This is a genomic window from Micromonospora sp. NPDC047548 (genome assembly GCF_040642975.1).
In the GTDB taxonomy this organism is placed as follows: domain Bacteria; phylum Actinomycetota; class Actinomycetes; order Mycobacteriales; family Micromonosporaceae; genus Micromonospora.
Window position 1 is genome coordinate 126,440 of record NZ_JBEYTI010000011.1, and the last position, 17,289, is coordinate 143,728.

Genomic DNA, 17,289 nt, shown 5'->3' on the forward strand with positions numbered 1-17,289 from the left:
CTCAGCCCTCCAGCACCCGTTCCATCGCCGCCCGGGAGCGCCGACCGGTGCGCAGGTACTCGTCGAGGAACTCGCCCGGGTCGTCGCGGCCGAGCAGCCGCACCACACCCGCCAGCTCCACGCCGTGCCGGGGCAGCTGGTCGCCGGCCCGCCCGCGGACCAGCATGAGCGCGTTGCGGACCTGCGCCGCCAGGGTCCAGCCGGCGGCCATCTCGGCGGCGTCCGTCGGATCGACCAGGCCGGCGTCCCGGGCCGCCGCGAGCGCGTCGAGGGTACGCGTGCCGCGCAGCTGCGGGTGCGTACCCGCGTGCCGGAGCTGGAGCAGCTGCACGGCCCACTCGACGTCGGCCAGGCCGCCCCGCCCGAGCTTGGTGTGGGTGGCCGGGTCGGCGCCGCGGGGCAGCCGCTCGTTCTCCACCCGGGCCTTGATCCGGCGGATCTCCACCACCTGCTCGCGGGTCAGCCCGTCGACCGGCCAGCGGACCGGGTCGATCATCGCCTCGAACTCGGCGGCCAGGTCGGCGTCGCCGCAGACGAACCGGGCCCGCAGCAGCGCCTGCGCCTCCCACACCTTCGACCAGCGGGCGTAGTACTGGGCGTACGCGGCGAGGCTGCGCACCAGCGGGCCCTGCCGACCCTCGGGGCGCAGATCGGCGTCGACGCCGAGCGGCGGGTCGGGGGCGGGCACGCCGAGCAGCCGGCGCAGCTCCTCGGCGATGCCGTGCGCGGCGGCGCTGGCCGCGCTCTCGTCGGCCCCGGCCGGCGGGTCGTAGACGAAGAGCACGTCGGCGTCGGAGAGGTAGTTCGACTCGTACCCGCCGAGCCGGCCCACGCCGATCACGGCGAACCGCAGCCCGGGCGGCGCCGGCTGGGCGGCGCGGGCGGTGCGCAGCGCGGCGGCCAGGGTGGCGTCGGTGACGTCGGCCAGCGCGGTGCCCACCCCGGTCACGTCGGCCAGCGGCGCGGCCGGCGAGCCCCGGTCCGGGCGCGGGGCGAGCCCGTCGGCCCGGCTCAACAGGTCGGCGCAGGCGATCCGGACCAGCTCCCGCCGGCGCACCGCGCGCACCGCGCGGATCGCCTGCTCGGGGTCGGGGTAGCGGGCCGCAGCGGCGGCGAAGCCGTCGCAGAGCACCTCCCGGGTACGCGGGGCCAGCTCGCTCTCCTCCGCCAGCAGCCGCAGTGCCTCGGGCTCCCGGGCCAGCAGGTCGGCGGCGTACCGGGAGGAGGACAGCACCCGGGCCAGCCGGCGGGCCACCGGCCCGGAGTCCCGCAGCAGCCGCAGGTACCAGGGGGTGCTGCCGAGCTTCTCGGAGACCTGGCGATAGTTGAGCAGGCCCCGGTCCGGCTCGGGGGCGTCGGCGAACTCGCTGAGCAACACCGGCAGCAGGGTCCGCTGGATCGCGGCGGTGCGACTGACGCCGCCGGTGAGGGCCTGGAGGTGACGCAGCGCCCCGACGGGGTCGGCGAAGCCGAGGATCTCCAGCCGGTGCCGGGCCGCCTCTGGGGTGAGCCGCAGCCCGTCGGCGGGTACCCGGGCCACCGACTCCAGCAGCGGCCGGTAGAGCAGCTTGGCGTGCAGCCGGCGTACCTCGGTGGCGTGGGCGACCCACTCGGCGCGGAAGCTCTCCACGGCGCTGCGGCCCGGCGTGGCGGTGTAGCCGAGCGCGGCGGCGAGCCAGCGCAACGCGGCCGGCTCGGTCGGCACGGTGTGGGTGCGGCGCAGGCCCTGGAGCTGGAGCCGGTGCTCGACGCCGCGCAGGAAGTGGTACCCGCGCAGCAGTGCCTCGCCGTCGGCGCGGCCGACGTAGCCGCCGGCGACGAGCGCGCGCAGCGCCGGGATGGTGCCGGGCGCCCGCAGGGACTCGTCGCCCCGGCCGTGCACCAGTTGCAGCAGCTGGACGGCGAACTCGATGTCGCGCAGCCCGCCCGGACCGCGCTTGATCTCGCGTTCCAGCTCCTTCGGCGGGATGTTCTCGATGATCTTGCGGCGCATGGCCCGGACGTCGGAGACCGCCTCGGGCCGCTCGGCGGCGGTCCAGACCAGCGGGGCGAGCGCGTCGACCCACTCCCGCGCCAGGGCCAGGTCGCCGGCCGCCGGCCGGGCCTTGAGCAGGGCCTGGAACTCCCAGGTCCGGGCCCAGCGCTGGTAGTACGCCAGGTGGCTGGCGAGGGTGCGCACCAGCGGCCCCCGGTTGCCCTCCGGCCGCAGCGCGGCGTCCACCGGCCAGGCGACCAGCCCGCAGACGTGGATCAGCCGGGTGGCGACCGTGGTGGCGACGGTCAGGTCCTCGTCGTCGGCGGCCACGAAGATCACGTCGACGTCGGAGACGTAGTTCAGCTCGTCGCCGCCGCACTTGCCCATCGCCACCACCGCGAGCCGGGGCCGGGGCGTGCCCTCGGGCAGCTCGTCGACGGCGATCTCGTACGCCGCCGCCAGGGTCGCGTCGGCCAGCGCGGAGAGCGCGGCCATGGTCTGCTCCAGGCCGCGCCCCCCGGTCAGGTCGGCCGCCGCGATCCGCAGCAGCGCCAACCGGTACGCCTGCCGCAGCACCGCCACCGGCTGGGTGGCGGCGGTCAGCCGCCCGGCGGCAACGGGGTCCAGCCGCCCGGCGGCAGCGAGGTCCAGCCGACCGTCGGCGGCGGGGGCCAGCCCGTCCGGTGCCGTGGCCAGCATCGTCCACTGCCCCGGGTTGGCAACCAGGTGGTCGCCGAGCGCCGAGGAGGCCCCGAGCACGGCGACCAGCCGGCGGCGCAGTCCCAGGTCGGCGTGCACCGCGTCGAGCAGCGCGGAGGCGGCCGTGCCGACCGGGCCACCGCCGTTGCCGGTGCCGGCGGCGCGGCGTTCCGCCTCAACCAGGCGGTGCAACTGGCGCAGGGCCAGGTCCGGGTCGGCGGCCCGGGAGAGCGCGGCCAGCAGCTCGGCGGCCCGCTCGTCGGCGGGCTCCTGCTCCTCGACCCGCCACAGCCCGAGCCCGTCCGGGCCGAGCAGGTCGGCCGCCCGGGCGCCGCCGTCCCCCTGGGCGGTGCCGAAGCCGTACCGGGCGAGCCGTCCCCTGGCCGGTCTGGTCATCTCACTGCCCGAGCAACGGCAGGCTGCGCCGGGTGGTGCCGTCGTCCAGCTCGCCGAGGGCCAGCGCGGCGAAGCGGATGGCGAACGGCTGCCAGACCTCCTCCACGTCGGCCATCACCCGGTCACAGGCGGCCACCACCAGCTCCGGGTCGTAGCCCAGCTCGGCCAGCAGGTCGGAGTCCCGGGCCCAGTCGGCGATCATCGCGGTGTCGCACTCGACGTGGAACTGCAACCCCCAGGCCCGGTCGCCGAGGCGGAACGCCTGGTGCGGATAACGGGTGGAGGCGGCCAGCAGGGTAGCGCCGCGGGGCAGCTCGGTGATCTCGTCCGAATGCCACTGGAGCACATCCGGGATCAGCGGCACGTACCGGAAGAGCGGGTCGGCGTCGGCGGCGTCCCGCTTGCCCACCACGCCCGGGCCCACCTCCGGCCCGGACGGGCTCCGCTCGACCAGGCCGGCGTGGGCGGTGGCGAGCAGCTGCGCGCCGAGGCACACGCCGAGGGTGGGCACCCGGTAACGGACCGCCTTGCGCAGCAGCCCCTCCAGAGCCGGGAACCAGGGCGCGCCCGGGCTGCCGTCGGGCAGCGGGTACGCCTGCTGCTCGCCGCCGAGCACCACCAGCGCGGCGTACCCCTCCAGGTCGGCGGGGAGCGCGTCGCCGGCGTGCGGACGGAGCACCCGCAGGTCGAGGCCTCCCTCGGTCAGCCACTCCCCCAGCCGGCGGAGGTCGTCGGTCGGGTCGTTCTCGATCACCAGCGCGGTCGCCACGGTGTCGAGGCTAGCGGGTGCGCCGCCGCCACCTGGAACGGCTCGGCCGCTGTCCCGGCGCGGGTTAGGCTCTGCCGCTGTGATCACCGAAGAATGCCTCCGCCCGCCGGCCCTGCGCCCCGGTGACACGGTGATGCTCGTGTCGCCCTCCGGACCGACCCGGCCGGAGCGGGTGGCCCGGGGGATCGAGCTGCTGACCGGCTGGGGGCTGCGCCCGGTGCTGGCGCCGAACGCGTACGCCCGGCGGGGCTACCTCGCCGGCGACGACGCGCTGCGCGCCGCCGACCTGAACACCGCGTTCGCCGACCCCGAGGTGCGCGGGGTGATCTGCACCCGGGGCGGTTACGGCGCGCAGCGGGTGGTCGACCTGGTCGACATGGCCGCGGTGCGGCGGGACCCGAAGGTGGTCGCCGGCTTCTCGGACATCACCGCGTTGCAGTTCGCGCTCTGGCGGGGCGCCCGGCTGGCCAGCGTGCACGGCCCGGGTGCGGCCTGGCTCGACGAGCGGACGCCGCTGCGTTCGGCGGAGTCGCTGCACGCCGCGCTGATGACCACCGAGCCGGTGACCGTCGACGCCGTGCCGGCGGAGGAGACCTTCGCCGTACGGGTGCCCGGCCGGGCGGCCGGTCCGCTGCTCGGCGGCAACCTCTGCCTGATCGCCGCCTCGATCGGCACCCCGGACATGCCCGACCTCACCGGCGCGGTGCTGCTGGTCGAGGAGGTGCAGGAGCCGCCGTACAAGGTCGATCGGATGCTCACCCACCTGCGCCGCGCGGGCGTGCTGGACGGCGTGGCCGGGGTCGCGGTCGGCCAGTTCACCGAGTGCGCGGATGGCTGGGACACCACGATCGTCGACGTGCTCGCCGAGCGTCTCGGGGACCTGGGCGTCCCCGTCCTCGGCGGCCTCCCCGTCGGCCACGGCCAGGGCCAGCTGACGGTCCCCCTGGGCACCCCCGCCACCCTCGACGCGACCACCGGCACCCTCACCGTCTCCCCCGCCGTCCACTGACCCCTTCTGGCGGCGTTCATCAGGAGGTTTGCGTCACCGGAGGGCGATCTCCCAGACCCAAACTTCTTGATCAACACGGGGTGGGGTGGGATTTTCAGCTGGGGGACAGGGTCGGCACGGGTGTCGTCCAGGTTTGGTGGTCACTGTCGGTGAGGTCATTGCACCACCACCGATCACTGGAGGACTGGATGTCCCGCACGATGTCGAAGAAGCACCTGCTGGTCGGGCTGGCCGCGGCCGGAGTGCTCGGCGTGGGGATCGCCGCCCCGACGGTGGCCTTCGCCGAGAGCGCCACCCCGTCGCCGAGCGCGAGCAGCGGCGCCGACCAGGGCACCGACCGGCAGGAGCGGAAGGCCGACCACCAGGAGCAGCGGGCCGACCGGCAGGGCAAGTTCGCCGAGGAGCTGGCCACCGAGCTCGGCGTCCCCACCGACAAGGTGACCGCCGCGCTGGAGAAGCTGCGCGAGCAGCGCAAGGCCGACCGCCCGGAGCGCCCCTCCGACGCGGACCGGCAGGCGGCGCTCAAGGACCGGCAGGCGGCGCTCGAGGACCGGCTGGCCCAGGCGGTCAAGGACGGCAAGCTCACCCAGGAGCAGGCCGACGCGATCACCAAGGCCGTCGATGCCGGCGTCTTCCCGGGCCCGGGCGGCCGTGCCCACCACGGCGGCGAGGGCATGACCGGCAAGTGACCCGGGTGGCCCCGCCGTTCCCCTCCCCGACCGCCTGATCTTCCTCCCGGCCGGACCACCCCCGCGGCGGGGCCGTACCCGATCCACCGGGCACGGCCCCGGCGGCGCGGGCAGGCGGTGGGCTCAGGCCCCGGCGGGCGGCGGTGCGAAGACGCCGAAGTGGTTGCCGACCGGGTCGAGTAGGTGGGCGAAGGTGAGGCCGTTGTCGTTCGACTTCAGCGGCACCAGCACCTTGCCGCCGGCCGCCTCGGCCTGGCGGCAGGTCTCGGCCACGTCGGCCACTCGCACATAGAACACCGCGTAGTTCGGGCCGGCCCCACCGGTGGCCCGGACGGCGCCCTGGATCGACCCCTCCGGCCCCGGCGCCACCACCCGGTACGACGCCTCCGGGCTGCCCTGTTCGTCGAACGCCCAGCCGAACACGTCGGTGTAGAACTTCCCGGTCTCCTCCGGCCGGTCGGTGCCGACCTCGAACCAGCTGACCGCGTTGGTGATCGTGGACATGTGTCGCCTCCCGTTCCATGCGCCGGCCGGTCGGCCGGGCTCGTCAGGAGTCAGCCTCGACCCGGCCGGCGACAGCGTCCTGTCGGTGTTTCCGACGGCGATCCCGACATGCCGCCCCTCGGTCGGCCGCGCCCAGCCTGCCGCGACAGCGCCAGACGGCAGCCGGCCAGCGAGAGCGGGCTGAGCCGGCTCAGACCAGGCTCAGCGCCCGGACCCGCTCGTGCGGGATGTCCAGGTCGTCGAGGCGCAACTCCCGCGCGACCACCTCGGGCAGCGCCTCCACCCCGAGGATCCGGTCGGTGCGGAAGCAGCGCAGCCCGTCGCGGAGCCGGCACCAGGCGAGCAGGTACCAGTGGCGCGGGTTGCCGAGGTAGCCCAGCGGCTCGACCTCGCGTACCGAAGCCGTGCCGGCGCGGTCGGCGTACCGCAGGCGGAGCACGCGCCGCGCGGAGACCGCGTCGGCGACGGTGGCCGGGACGGGCGTGGCCGGCCCGTCGCCGATCAGGTGCACCCGGCCGGCGAGCCGGTGCGCCTCGGCGGCGTCGGCGGCCGGCATGACCGCCAGCACCTTGCGCAGCGCGGTGGCGCCCGCCCCGGCGAACGGCGTGCCGCCGAGCCGGTGCAGCGCGACGGCCATCGCGACCGCCTCGGCGGCGGTGAGGTTGACCGGCGGCAGGGTGTGCGCCCGGTCGACCGCGTAGCCGCCGGTGCGGCCGGGCTCGGCCCAGATCGGCACGCCGGAGCCCTGCAGGGCGGCGATGTCCCGCTCGATGGTGCGGGTGCTCACCTCGAAGCGCCCGGCCAGCCAGCGAGCGCTGCGCGGCCGGGGCGAGACCGCCCGCAGCTCCTCCACCAGGGCGTAGAGACGGTCGGTCCGGTTCACCCCCGGAGGTTAAGCCGGGGGTACGACAGCGGCGCTCAGGCGATGCAGGCGCAGACGATCAGCGCGGCGCCGAAGTGGGTGGCGGCGCTGACCCGGGCCGCCGGGTGCGGCTCGTCCGAGCAGATGATCTCGCCGAGCCGGCCCGGGGTGAGCAGGTCGAGCACGAAGAAGGCCAGTGCCATGATGGCCAGCCCGATCAGCCCGAAGATCACCGTGGAGGCGAGCCCCTTGGCGAAGTCGCTGTAGCTGGTGAGGATCGCGGTGAACACGATCCCGGCGATGCCGAGCTGGTTGGCGGCGAGCAGCAACCCGGCGTTGCCGTTGCGCCGCACCCAGATCAGCTCCCGCAGCCTGCCCGGGGTGAGCAGGTCGACCAGCGCGAAGCCGGCCGCCATCAGCGCCACCCCGACGACACCGAACACGACGCTCTGCCATGCTCCGGTGAGCAGATCCTCCAGCACCGACGGCCTCCCGACCTCCTACGCCCCGACGGGGGTGCCGGCGCGGTGATCGAGACGATAGCGGCACGGCGCCACCGTGATCTACAGCGACAGGTAACGCTGCCGCTCGTACGGGGTGACCTCGCGGCGGTACTGCTCCCACTCGGCACGCTTGTTGCGCAGGAAGAAGTCGAAGACGTGCTCGCCGAGCACCTCGGCGACCAGCTCGGAGCCGGCCATCACGTCGATCGCCTCGGCCAGGTTCTCCGGCAGCGCCTCGTATCCCATGGCGCGACGCTCGGCGCTGGTCAGCGACCAGACGTCGTCCTCGGCCCCCGGCGGCAGCTCGTAGCCCTCCTCGATGCCCTTGAGCCCGGCGCCGAGCAGCACCGCGAAGGCGAGGTACGGGTTCGTCGCCGAGTCCAGCGAGCGGACCTCCACCCGGGCCGAGTTCGGCTTGCCGTACGCGGGCACCCGGACCAGCGCGGACCGGTTCAGGTGGCCCCAGCAGACGTACGCCGGGCTCTCGGTGATCCGGTCCGGCAGCGCCAGCGGGAAGAGCCGCTTGTACGAGTTGACCCACTGGTTGGTGACCGCGGTGTATTCCCGGGCGTGCGTCAGCAGGCCGGCGATGAACGACTTGGCCACCTTGGAGAGTTTCATCGGGTCGCCGGCGTCGTGGAACGCGTTGCGCTCCCCCTCGAACAGCGACAGGTGGGTGTGCATGCCGCTGCCCGGCTGGTCGGTGAAGGGCTTTGGCATGAAGGTGGCCTGCACGCCGGTGGAGAGCGCCACCTCCTTGACCACGTGCCGGAAGGTCATGATGTTGTCGGCGGTGGTCAGCGCGTCGGCGTAACGCAGGTCGATCTCCTGCTGGCCGGGGGCCACCTCGTGGTGGCTGTACTCCACCGAGATGCCGATCCGCTCCAGCGCCAGCACGCCCTGGCGGCGGAAGTCCCGCGCGACGGCGTGTGTGGTGTGCTCGAAGTAGCCACCGGTGTCCACCGGGATCGGCACCGAGCCGTCCTGCGGGCCGTTCTCCAGCAGGAAGAACTCGATCTCGGGGTGGGTGTAGAAGGTGAAGCCCTTCTCGGCCGCCTTGGACATGGCCCGGCGCAGCACGTGCCGGGGGTCCGCCCAGGACGGGCTGCCGTCGGGGAGCAGGATGTCGCAGAACATCCGGGCGCTCTCGCCGCTGACCCCGCCCTCGAAGGGGAAGACCTGGAAGGTGGTCGGGTCCGGCATGGCCACCATGTCGGATTCGAAGACCCGGGCGAAGCCCTCGATCGCGGAGCCGTCGAAGCCGATGCCCTCCTCGAAGGCCGCCTCCAGCTCGGCGGGGGCGACCGACACGCTCTTGAGCGTGCCGAGCACGTCGGTGAACCACAGCCGGACGAACCGGATGTCCCGCTCTTCCAGCGTACGGAGGACGAACTCCTGCTGACGGTCCACTTCCCCAACCCCTCGCGACACTCTTTGTCGGCCCTCGACCGGGCCGTGCCCGACCTGACCGCCCAGTCTCCCCGGGCCTCGTTACGCCGACGTTACGCGAAGCGCCGCCGCCCGTCCCGCCGCGTCCTGCCCGCCGGTGGCCGGCCTCCCGCGCGGGTGGCCGCCGTCTCGTCCCGGCCGCCGCTTCGGTACGACGGCGCTGGGGCAAGATGAGGACATGCCCACCCTGCGTCTCGCCCTGTCACAGGTCAACCCGACCGTCGGCGACCTCGCCGGCAACGCCGAGCTGGTCCGCGCCTGGAGCCGCAAGGCGGCCGACGCCGGCGCCCAGCTCGTCGCCTTCCCGGAGATGATGCTGCCCGGCTACCCGATCGAGGACCTGGTCTTCCGCCGTTCCTTCGTCGCGGCGTCGAAGGCCGCGCTGGAGCGGCTCGCGGCCGACCTGGCCGCGGACGGCCTCGGCGACCTGCCGGTCGTGGTCGGCTACCTCGACGCGGACGGCCCGCCGCAGGTCAGCGGGGACGCCCAGCCGGGCCGGGGCGCCCGCAACGCCGCCGCACTGCTGCACCGGGGCGGGATCGTGGCCACCTACTTCAAGCACCACCTGCCCAACTACGGGGTGTTCGACGAGGACCGCTACTTCGTCTCCGGCGGCACCCTCACCGTCGTCCGGATCGGCGGGGTGGACGTCGCGCTGACCATCTGCGAGGACCTCTGGCAGGCCGGCGGCCCGTTCGCGGTGGCCCGGCAGGCCGGCGTGGGGCTGGTCGTCAACATCAACGGTTCGCCGTACGAGCTGAACAAGGACGACATCCGGCTGCCGCTGGTGCGCCGCCGGGCCGCCGAGGCCGGCGCGACGATCGCGTACGTCAACATGATCGGCGGCCAGGACGAGCTGGTCTTCGAGGGCGACTCGATGATCGTGGCGGCCGACGGCACGCTGCTCACCCGCGCCCCGCAGTTCGTCGAGCACCTGCTGGTGCACGACGTCGAGCTGCCCGAGGCGGGCGAGCGGGGCCCGGACGCCGCCGAACTGCCCGACGGGATGCGGCTGGTCCGGCGGGAGGTCCCGGCGACTCCCCCCGCGCCGCCGGGCCCGGCCGCCACCGGCGGGGTGCTGGAACCGGTCGCCGACGAGGCCGAGGTGTGGCAGGCGCTGGTGCTCGGCCTGCGCGACTACGTCAACAAGAACCGCTTCCCGTCGGTGGTGCTGGGCCTGTCCGGCGGCATCGACTCGGCGGTGGCGGCCGCGCTCGCCGTCGACGCGCTCGGGCCGCAGCGGGTGGTCGGGGTGTCGTTGCCCAGCCAGCACTCCTCGGAGCACTCCCGCGTCGACGCCGAGGACCTGGGCAAGCGGACCGGCCTGGACTACCGGGTCGAGCCGATCCAGCCGATGGTGGACAGCTTCCTGGCCAACATGTCGCTGTCCGGGGTGACGGTGGAGAACCTCCAGGCCCGGGTCCGGGGCGTGATCCTGATGGCGCTGTCGAACCAGGAGGGCCACCTGGTCCTCACCACCGGCAACAAGAGCGAGCTGGCGGTGGGCTACTCGACCCTGTACGGCGACTCGGTCGGCGGGTTCAACCCGGTCAAGGACGTCTGGAAGACGCTGATCTGGCGGCTGGCGAAGTGGCGCAACGCCGACGCGGCCAGCCGGGGCGAGACCCCGCCGATCCCGGAGAACTCGATCGGCAAGCCGCCGTCGGCCGAGCTGAGCCCCGGCCAGCTCGACAGCGACACCCTGCCGGACTACGACGTGCTCGACCCGATCCTGATCGGCTACGTCGACGGGGACCTGGGCCGCGACGGGCTGGTGGAGTCCGGGCACGACCCGGCGGTCGTCGACAAGGTGCTCCGGATGGTGGATCTCGCCGAGTACAAGCGCCGGCAGTCCGCGCCGGGCACGAAGATCTCCATGAAGGCGTTCGGACGGGACCGGCGGCTGCCCATCACCAACCGCTGGCGCGAGCACGGCTGAGCGGACCCGTTCCCGGCGCGGCGGCGACCGGTCCCGGTCCCGCCGCGCCGGTTCCGAGTGAAATCCTGCACTGTGCCCTGCCGTGAGGCGGTCGTCCGGTGCGACGATCGGCGCGGAACCCGGGGACCGCGACGGCGGCCTCGAGGGAAAGGAGACAGTCATGGTGGAGTCCACCCCGACCGAGGTGACCGCCCTCTACGGCGGCTCGGCCACCCGGCGGGTACGCACCCGCGACCTGATCGCCGCCAAGGAACGCGGCGACCGCTGGGCGATGCTCACCTCGTACGACCAGTACACCGCCTCGATCTTCGACGCCGCCGGCATCCCGGTGCTGCTGGTCGGCGACTCGGCGGCGAACAACGTGTTCGGCTACGAAACCACCCTGCCGGTGACCGTCGAGGAACTGCTGCCGCTGGTCCGGGCCGTGGTACGGGCGACCCGGCAGTCGCTGATCGTCGGTGACCTGCCCTTCGGCTCGTACGAGGAGGGCCCGACCCAGGCCCTGCGCACGGCGGTGCGGTTCATGAAGGAGGGCGGCTGCCACGCGGTGAAGCTGGAGGGCGGGCGGCGCTGCGCCGACCAGATCGCCGCGATCGTCGGCGCCGGCATCCCGGTGATGGCGCACATCGGCTTCACTCCACAGAGCGAGCACACCCTGGGCGGCTACCGGGTCCAGGGGCGGGGCGACACCGCCGACGAGGTGATCGCCGATGCCCGGGCGGTGGCCGAGGCGGGCGCCTTCGCGGTGGTGCTGGAGATGGTGCCGGGCGAGGTGGCCAAGCGGATCACCGCGGAGCTGCCGATCCCGACGGTGGGCATCGGCGCCGGCCCGGACACCGACGCCCAGGTGCTGGTCTGGCAGGACATGGCCGGCCTGCGTACCGGCAAGGCCCCGCGCTTCGTCAAGCGCTACGCCGACCTCGCCGGGACACTCACCGAGGCCACCCGCCGCTTCGCCGACGAGGTGCGCGGCGGCGAGTTCCCGGCCGCCGAGCACACCTTCTGAGTATGACGGCAGCGGTGCGGCGTCCGGGCCGCACCGCTGCCCACTCAGACCACACAGAACTCGTTGCCCTCCGGGTCGGCGAGTTGGAAGGAGTAGTAGCCGTTCTCCGGGTCGTCCATCGAGCCCGACACCCGCGCCCCGAGCCCGGTCAGGCGGCGCACCTCGGCGTCGACCACGACCCGCCGCTCGGCGACCGGCACGCCCCGGCCGCCACCGACCTTGAGGTCGATGTGCAGCCGGTTCTTGACCGACCGGGACTCCGGGACCGGCTGGAACCAGATCCGCGGGCCCGCCCCGGTCGGGTCCTCCAGCCGGTCCAGGCAGTCGCCGTCGCCCAGCTCTTCGGCCGGGATGCCGTTGGCCAGGTACCAGGCCCGCCAGGTCGGGTGCCCGTCCGGCGGCGGTTGGGGCCGGTATCGCAGCGCCTCCGCCCAGAACGCGACGAGGCGTGACGGATCCCGGCAGTCGATCACCAGTTGCCATTCCATCGGGCGATGATGCCACGGCGGTACGACAGCGCCGCCGTACCGCGGTGTCGCGGCGGACTGCTCAGAGGTCGGTGACGCGGATGCCGGCGTGCGCCTTGTATCGCTTGTTGATGGCGATCAGGTTGGCGGTGAACGCCTCGATCTGGTGGGCGTTGCGCAGCCGGCCGGCGTAGATGCCGCGCATGCCGGGAATCCGGGCGGCCAGCGCGCCGACGATGTCGACGAGTTCCCGGTCCTCGGTGCAGATCAGCACGTCCAGGTCGATCCGGTCGACCTCCGGGTCGGCCAGCAGCGGCGCGCTGACGTGGTTGAACGCCGCACAGACCCGGGAGTCCGGCAGCAGGCCGGCGGCCTGCTGCACCGCGCTGCCCTCGGCGACCGGGAGGGCGTACGGGCCCTGCTTGTCGAAGCCGAGCGGGTTGACACAGTCGACCACGATCTTGCCGGCGAGCGGCTCCGCGAGGGCGGCGACGGTCGCGGCGTGCCCGTCCCACGGCACCGCGATGACGACCACGTCGCTGCGCCGGGCCACCTCGTCGTTGCCGGCCCCGGTCACGTCCACCCCGGCCGGGATGCCGGGCAGCGCCGCGATCTCGGCGGCGGCCTCAGCGGCCCGCTCGGCGGAACGGGAACCAATCAGCACGGTCTGCCCGGCCCGGGCGAACCGGTAGGCGAGGCCCCGCCCCTGGTCGCCGGTGCCACCGATGATGCCGACGGTCAGCCCGGAGACGTCGGGCAGCGTGGTCGCGTCGTAAGCCATGCGGCCATCCTCGCAAACCGTCCCGCCCCCCAGCAGCACGAGCCACTGTGACAATCCCCCCGCCCCGCCCCCCGCCCTCGCAGCCCGCACTTTCACTGAAAGTGCGGCCTCCGCGCGCCGGGAAGCCACACTTTCAGTGAAAGTGCGCGGATCTTGGGGGCGCGGACGCGGGCGCGCCCGGGTGCGGGCGGGCGGGTCGGGCGGGGGTGGGGCTCAGGCGCGGGCAAAGAGGACCTTGCGGGCCGCCGGATCGGCGGTGACCAGGCGGACCCGGATCCGCTCGCCGAGCGGCAGCTCGCCGGTGCAGCGGGCGCGGACCGGCGGAGCGTCGAGCGCCACCGTGCCGCCGGGCGGCCGCCCGGGCTTCGACTGCCCGTTCGACGGGGCGTCCACGTCCAGCACGGCGGCCTCGAAAATCTCCCCCACCCGGTGTTGCAGCAGCACCGCCTCGGCCAGCTCGATGGCGCCCCGGGTGGCGGCGCCCGCCGTCCGGTCGGTCGCCGCCATCACCTCAGGCAGCTTCGGCAGCGCCGCGCGGACCCAGTCGGGCACCGGCCGCTGCTCGTGCAGGGCCAGGCAGACCTCCGTCGCGTACCGGTCGGCCAACCGGCGCAACGGGGCCGTGACATGGGCGTACGCGGCGGCGACCCCGCCGTGCTCCGGCTGCTCGGGCAGCTCGCCGTCGAACGCCGTGTACGCGGCGCCGCGCATCAACTCCGCCGCCTGGTCGACGAAGGCGGCGGCCCGGGGCTGCGAGGCATCCAGCCCGGCCAGCACCTCGCCCACGCCGAGACCGTCGGGCCACCGCACGCCCAGCGGGGCGGCGGCGGCGCGTAGCCGGGCCACCGCCTCGGGCTTCGGCGGCGGCATGGTGCGCAGCAGCCCGATCCGACCGGCGAGCATGATGTCGGCCGCGGCCATCCCGGTCAGCAGGGAGATCTGCGCGTTGTGGTCCTCCATCGGCACCGGGCCGCGCAGCACCAGCCGCCAGCCGTCGCCGTCGGGCTCGACGTCCTGCTCGGGCAGGGGCAGGTTGACCGCGCCCCGGCGCAGGCCCCGGGCGGTGAGCAGGGCGCCGATCTCGGGCAGCAGGGCGATCGGTTCGGGCAGCCGCCCGGCGTCGGCGGCGGCCTGCACCCCGTCGTAGTCGAGCTTGGCCCGGCTGCGGACCCGGGCCCGTTCCAGCGCGACGCCGGTCGTCGCGCCGTCGGCGTCGAGGTCGACGGTCCAGACCACCGCCGCCCGGTCCACGTCGGGCAGCAGGCTGGCCGCCCCCTCGCTGAGGGTGTGCGGGTGCAGCGGGACGTTGCCGTCGGGCAGGTAGACGGTCTGCCCGCGTTGCCAGGTCTCCTCCTCCAGCGGGCCGCCGGGGCGTACGTGCGCGGCGACATCGGCGATGGCGTACCGCACGCGGTAGCCGCCACCGGGGCGGCGGGCGAGGTGCATCGCCTGGTCGAGGTCGCGCGAGGTCGCCGGGTCGAGCGTGACGAACGGGACGTCGGTGCGGTCGGCAGCGGCGGCCGGCGGCGCGGCGGCGGCCTCGTCCGCCTCCCGCTGCGCCGCGTCCGGGAAGCCCTCGGGCAGTCCCAGCTCGCGGCGCAGCGCGCCAAAGTCGATGCGGGGCGCCAGTACGCGTCGGATGACCACGGGTCAATCCTGGCAGTCCGGCACGTGATCCGCTCTCCGGCGTTGCGGCGGCGGTCGCCGTACGGTCAGCCGGTGGCCTTGCGGGCGCGGGACCGGGCGCCGGCGGGCGCGGTGGCCCGGGCGGCGGCCGGGCGCGCCGGCGCCTTGCGGGCGGTGGCCTTCCTGGCGGCCGTGCTCTTCGTCGCCGGTGCCTTCTTCGCCGTCACCTTGCGGGTGGTGGTCGACGAGGTCGCGGTCGCCTTCTTCGCCGGTGCCTTCTTGGCGGTGGTCTTCGACGCCGGCGCCTTCCTGGCGGTCGCCTTCGCCGCGGTGGTCTTCTTCGCCGCGACGCCGGTGGTCTTCTTCGCCGCCGTGGTCTTCTTCGCCGCGACGCCGGTGGTCTTCTTCGCCGCCGTGGTCTTCTTCGCCGCGACGCCGGTGGTCTTCTTCGCCGGGCCCGTGGTCTTCTTGACCGCGGCGGTGGCCTTCCTACCCGTGGAGGTGACCGTGCGGGCGGCGGTCGAGGCCTTCGCGGCCGGGGTCCTCCTCGCCGCGGGCGCGGTCTTCTTCGCGGCGGAGGTGGTCCTCCTCGCCGCGCTCGTGGTCTTCGCGGCGGCCTTTTTGGCGGGGGCCTTCGGCGCCGTCGCCTTCGACGTGGGGGCCTTCTTCGCGGCGGCCTTGGACGCGGGGGCCTTCTTCGCGGCGGTCCTGGACGCCGGGGCCTTCGCCGCCGCCGTCTTCTTCGCTGCCGTCCTCTTCGCCGCCGTCTTCTTCGCGGCGATCGCCGTGGTGGCCGGGGCCCGTCCCGAGCCGGCGCCCGACGCGTTCGCCGAGGCCTTGCCGGCCGGCGCCTTCCGGGCCGCCGCCGTGGTCGTGGTGGACCGACGTGCCGCGGTGGCGCGGGTGGCGCCCGCGGTCCGCTCCGCCGCGGCGGACTTCCTGGCGGCCGGGCGGGTGGTGGCCTGTTGTGCTTCGGCCATCTCGGTTCCCTCCTTGGGGACATGCGCTCGCGTGCCCCCGCTGCGGAGGCACGGAGTTCCTCGACACGGGCCGTCCCGCGCCGTTCAGCTGCCCTCCCCGGCCCAGCGGGCGTCCTCGGCCTCCCACGCTTCGTTGCGCTCCCGCACCGTCTGCAGGGCGTTCTCCGCGTCGGCGGACGAGTTGTACGGTCCGAGAACGTGCCTCGCAGGGCACACGTCGGCATCGGTCTCGACCCGGTGGTGTCGGGTGCACCAGTAGTGGTGCCCACCGCTTCCGCTGTCGTTCATGAGATCACTGTGCACCGGGAGCAGCCCGGCTGCCACCGGATCGCGCAAATAGTCGCGACGACCTCCACAGTAGACGTGCTGGTCGGGGCCGCGGGGCCGAACGCGGAAAGCCGTACCCGGGTGGACGGGGCAGCCGGAAGGCCGGTCGGTGGCGGAGAATCCCCCGATGCGCTTCGGGGGCAGAAAATCGGCACGGGTACGCCGCGGCCTGCTCGCCGCGGGCGTGGTCACGGTCCTGGCCGTGACGGTGGTGACGGTGGCGGTGCCGCTGCTGCGGGACCGGTCGCAGCAGCGGCTGGAACGGCGGGCCGACCGCGAGGCGACCGCCATCGCGCAGCGGGCCCGGGCTGAACTGCTGGCCGACCCGGCGGCCGGCGAGGCGGCCCTGCGCGGCGCCGCGGACCGGGTCGACGGCGTCGAGGTGCTGGCCGTGGAGGGTGGCGGCCAGGGCCGGGAGGCCGGGGTGCGCCTGGTTTTCCGGGTCCGCGTGGCGAAGACCGCCGCGAGCGTCTTCGGCTGGCAGCAGGCCACCACGACGCGCTGCTTCGCGCAGGTGGTACGCCCCGACGCCGGTCCGGCGGCGTTGGAGCGGGTGCCGTGCCCGGCGTGAGTCGGGGCGGTCACGCCGTCACCCCGTCCCGCTCGGCGACCGGCTCCGCTGCACGACCGGCTCCGCTGCACGGCCGGTACCGCGGCGCGGCCGGTACCGCTGCACGGCCGGTACCGCGGCGCGGCCACCACCGGCCGGCACTACCAGCGGGTGGGCCGCATCGCCGCCTGGTCGGGTTGAGGCCCGCCGGAGCGCCGTGCGGGCGGGGTTGCGACGGTTAGGGTCGCCGGATGGGCGTACCGGACTACATCCTGCGGATGCGCAAGCACATCGGCCACGATCTGCTCTGGCTACCGAGTGTCAGCGCGGTGGTCCGCAACGACGCCGGTGAGCTGCTGTTGGGGCGGCGCTCCGACGACGGCCGCTGGTCGGTGGTGAGCGGCTTCGTCGAGCCGGGCGAGCAGCCGGCCACCGCCGTGGTGCGCGAGGTCGAGGAGGAGACCGGCCTGCACGTCGAGCCGGTGCGCCTCAGCAGCGTCGTCTCGCACCCGCACACCTATCCCAACGGCGACCGCTGCGAATACCTCAACCTCGGCTTCCACTGCCGACTCGTCTCCGGGACGGCCCGGGTCAACGACGACGAGTCGGTGGCGGTGGAGTGGTTCCCGCCGGACCGGCTGCCCGAACTGGACCCGCACGCCCGGCTGGTGATCGCGCAGGCGCTCGGCGGCGCCCCGACCGCCTGGTACCTGCCCGCCGGCACCACCTGGGACGAGTTCTGCGCCGCGGGCTGAGCC

The 17,289-nt window shown here is 74.6% G+C and carries 16 protein-coding genes; 7 read left to right on the plus strand and 9 right to left on the minus strand.

Going from position 1 to position 17,289, the window contains the following annotated elements; all coding sequences use genetic code 11:
• Nucleotide 1: 1 nt before the first annotated feature.
• Both ABZ807_RS14560 and ABZ807_RS14565 read right to left on the minus strand, forming a co-directional pair.
• Complete coding sequence (locus tag ABZ807_RS14560) at nucleotides 2-3,070, minus strand: bifunctional [glutamine synthetase] adenylyltransferase/[glutamine synthetase]-adenylyl-L-tyrosine phosphorylase (protein WP_357156733.1); 3,069 nt, start codon at nucleotides 3,068-3,070, stop codon at nucleotides 2-4.
• 1 nt (nucleotide 3,071) lies between these two features.
• On the minus strand, nucleotides 3,072-3,839 hold the full coding sequence (locus ABZ807_RS14565) for a type 1 glutamine amidotransferase (protein ID WP_357156735.1): 768 nt from the start codon (nucleotides 3,837-3,839) through the stop codon (nucleotides 3,072-3,074).
• A gap of 79 nt (nucleotides 3,840-3,918) precedes the next feature.
• Between ABZ807_RS14565 and ABZ807_RS14570 the strand changes: the two genes are divergently transcribed.
• On the plus strand, nucleotides 3,919-4,848 hold the full coding sequence (locus tag ABZ807_RS14570; RefSeq protein ID WP_357156737.1) for an LD-carboxypeptidase: 930 nt from the start codon (nucleotides 3,919-3,921) through the stop codon (nucleotides 4,846-4,848).
• Nucleotides 4,849-5,036: 188 nt separating this feature from the next.
• Nucleotides 5,037-5,537: a hypothetical protein gene (locus ABZ807_RS14575; RefSeq protein WP_357156739.1), complete on the plus strand. Its 501-nt coding sequence runs from the start codon at nucleotides 5,037-5,039 to the stop codon at nucleotides 5,535-5,537.
• Between the two features lie 123 nt (nucleotides 5,538-5,660).
• On the opposite strand, the gene ABZ807_RS14580 is transcribed toward ABZ807_RS14575, so the two are convergent.
• The 4 genes from ABZ807_RS14580 to glnA all read right to left on the minus strand — a co-directional run bounded on the left by ABZ807_RS14580 (nucleotide 5,661) and on the right by glnA (nucleotide 8,816).
• Nucleotides 5,661-6,041 (minus strand): VOC family protein, encoded by a 381-nt coding sequence (locus tag ABZ807_RS14580; RefSeq protein ID WP_357156741.1) that lies wholly within the window; start codon nucleotides 6,039-6,041, stop codon nucleotides 5,661-5,663.
• A 190-nt stretch (nucleotides 6,042-6,231) separates the two neighbouring features.
• Nucleotides 6,232-6,924, minus strand: coding sequence for a WYL domain-containing protein (locus ABZ807_RS14585; protein ID WP_357156743.1), 693 nt, complete (start codon nucleotides 6,922-6,924; stop codon nucleotides 6,232-6,234).
• A gap of 35 nt (nucleotides 6,925-6,959) precedes the next feature.
• On the minus strand, nucleotides 6,960-7,385 hold the full coding sequence (locus ABZ807_RS14590; protein WP_357156745.1) for a DUF350 domain-containing protein: 426 nt from the start codon (nucleotides 7,383-7,385) through the stop codon (nucleotides 6,960-6,962).
• Nucleotides 7,386-7,466: 81 nt separating this feature from the next.
• Nucleotides 7,467-8,816 carry a type I glutamate--ammonia ligase gene (glnA, locus tag ABZ807_RS14595; protein ID WP_357156747.1) on the minus strand — a complete coding sequence of 450 codons (1,350 nt, stop codon included), beginning with the start codon at nucleotides 8,814-8,816 and terminating at the stop codon, nucleotides 7,467-7,469.
• 217 nt (nucleotides 8,817-9,033) lie between these two features.
• On the opposite strand from glnA, the gene ABZ807_RS14600 reads away from it, so the two are divergent.
• Together ABZ807_RS14600 and panB are read left to right on the plus strand one after the other, a co-directional pair.
• Complete coding sequence (locus ABZ807_RS14600; protein WP_357156749.1) at nucleotides 9,034-10,794, plus strand: NAD+ synthase; 1,761 nt, start codon at nucleotides 9,034-9,036, stop codon at nucleotides 10,792-10,794.
• 160 nt (nucleotides 10,795-10,954) lie between these two features.
• On the plus strand, nucleotides 10,955-11,800 hold the full coding sequence (panB, locus tag ABZ807_RS14605; protein ID WP_357156751.1) for a 3-methyl-2-oxobutanoate hydroxymethyltransferase: 846 nt from the start codon (nucleotides 10,955-10,957) through the stop codon (nucleotides 11,798-11,800).
• Nucleotides 11,801-11,844: 44 nt separating this feature from the next.
• On the opposite strand, the gene ABZ807_RS14610 is transcribed toward panB, so the two are convergent.
• The 3 genes from ABZ807_RS14610 to ABZ807_RS14620 form a co-directional block, all read right to left on the minus strand.
• Entirely contained in the window at nucleotides 11,845-12,288 is a 444-nt protein-coding gene (locus ABZ807_RS14610) for a VOC family protein (RefSeq protein ID WP_357156753.1), read from the minus strand.
• A 61-nt stretch (nucleotides 12,289-12,349) separates the two neighbouring features.
• Nucleotides 12,350-13,048: an NADPH-dependent F420 reductase gene (gene npdG, locus ABZ807_RS14615; RefSeq protein ID WP_357156756.1), complete on the minus strand. Its 699-nt coding sequence runs from the start codon at nucleotides 13,046-13,048 to the stop codon at nucleotides 12,350-12,352.
• A gap of 213 nt (nucleotides 13,049-13,261) precedes the next feature.
• On the minus strand, nucleotides 13,262-14,695 hold the full coding sequence (locus ABZ807_RS14620; protein WP_357156758.1) for an RNB domain-containing ribonuclease: 1,434 nt from the start codon (nucleotides 14,693-14,695) through the stop codon (nucleotides 13,262-13,264).
• Between the two features lie 72 nt (nucleotides 14,696-14,767).
• Between ABZ807_RS14620 and ABZ807_RS14625 the strand changes: the two genes are divergently transcribed.
• The 3 genes from ABZ807_RS14625 to ABZ807_RS14635 all read left to right on the plus strand — a co-directional run bounded on the left by ABZ807_RS14625 (nucleotide 14,768) and on the right by ABZ807_RS14635 (nucleotide 17,286).
• The gene (locus tag ABZ807_RS14625) at nucleotides 14,768-15,913 is read left to right on the plus strand and encodes a hypothetical protein (RefSeq protein WP_357156760.1); all 1,146 of its coding nucleotides are present in this window, start codon (nucleotides 14,768-14,770) and stop codon (nucleotides 15,911-15,913) included.
• Nucleotides 15,914-16,108: 195 nt separating this feature from the next.
• On the plus strand, nucleotides 16,109-16,552 hold the full coding sequence (locus tag ABZ807_RS14630) for a hypothetical protein (protein WP_357156762.1): 444 nt from the start codon (nucleotides 16,109-16,111) through the stop codon (nucleotides 16,550-16,552).
• 230 nt (nucleotides 16,553-16,782) lie between these two features.
• Entirely contained in the window at nucleotides 16,783-17,286 is a 504-nt protein-coding gene (locus ABZ807_RS14635; protein ID WP_357156764.1) for an NUDIX domain-containing protein, read from the plus strand.
• The last annotated feature ends 3 nt before the right edge of the window (nucleotides 17,287-17,289 follow it).

Bases quoted from the DNA above. Each gene is read 5' to 3' on its own strand.
- ABZ807_RS14610 (WP_357156753.1), bottom strand. From the start codon at position 12,288: ATGGAATGGCAACTGGTGATCGACTGCCGGGATCCGTCACGCCTCGTC.
- ABZ807_RS14635 (WP_357156764.1), top strand. From the start codon at position 16,783: ATGGGCGTACCGGACTACATCCTGCGGATGCGCAAGCACATCGGCCAC.
- ABZ807_RS14630 (WP_357156762.1), top strand. From the start codon at position 16,109: ATGCGCTTCGGGGGCAGAAAATCGGCACGGGTACGCCGCGGCCTGCTC.
- ABZ807_RS14575 (WP_357156739.1), top strand. From the start codon at position 5,037: ATGTCCCGCACGATGTCGAAGAAGCACCTGCTGGTCGGGCTGGCCGCG.
- npdG (WP_357156756.1), bottom strand. From the start codon at position 13,048: ATGGCTTACGACGCGACCACGCTGCCCGACGTCTCCGGGCTGACCGTC.
- ABZ807_RS14560 (WP_357156733.1), bottom strand. From the start codon at position 3,070: ATGACCAGACCGGCCAGGGGACGGCTCGCCCGGTACGGCTTCGGCACC.
- ABZ807_RS14580 (WP_357156741.1), bottom strand. From the start codon at position 6,041: ATGTCCACGATCACCAACGCGGTCAGCTGGTTCGAGGTCGGCACCGAC.
- ABZ807_RS14600 (WP_357156749.1), top strand. From the start codon at position 9,034: ATGCCCACCCTGCGTCTCGCCCTGTCACAGGTCAACCCGACCGTCGGC.
- panB (WP_357156751.1), top strand. From the start codon at position 10,955: ATGGTGGAGTCCACCCCGACCGAGGTGACCGCCCTCTACGGCGGCTCG.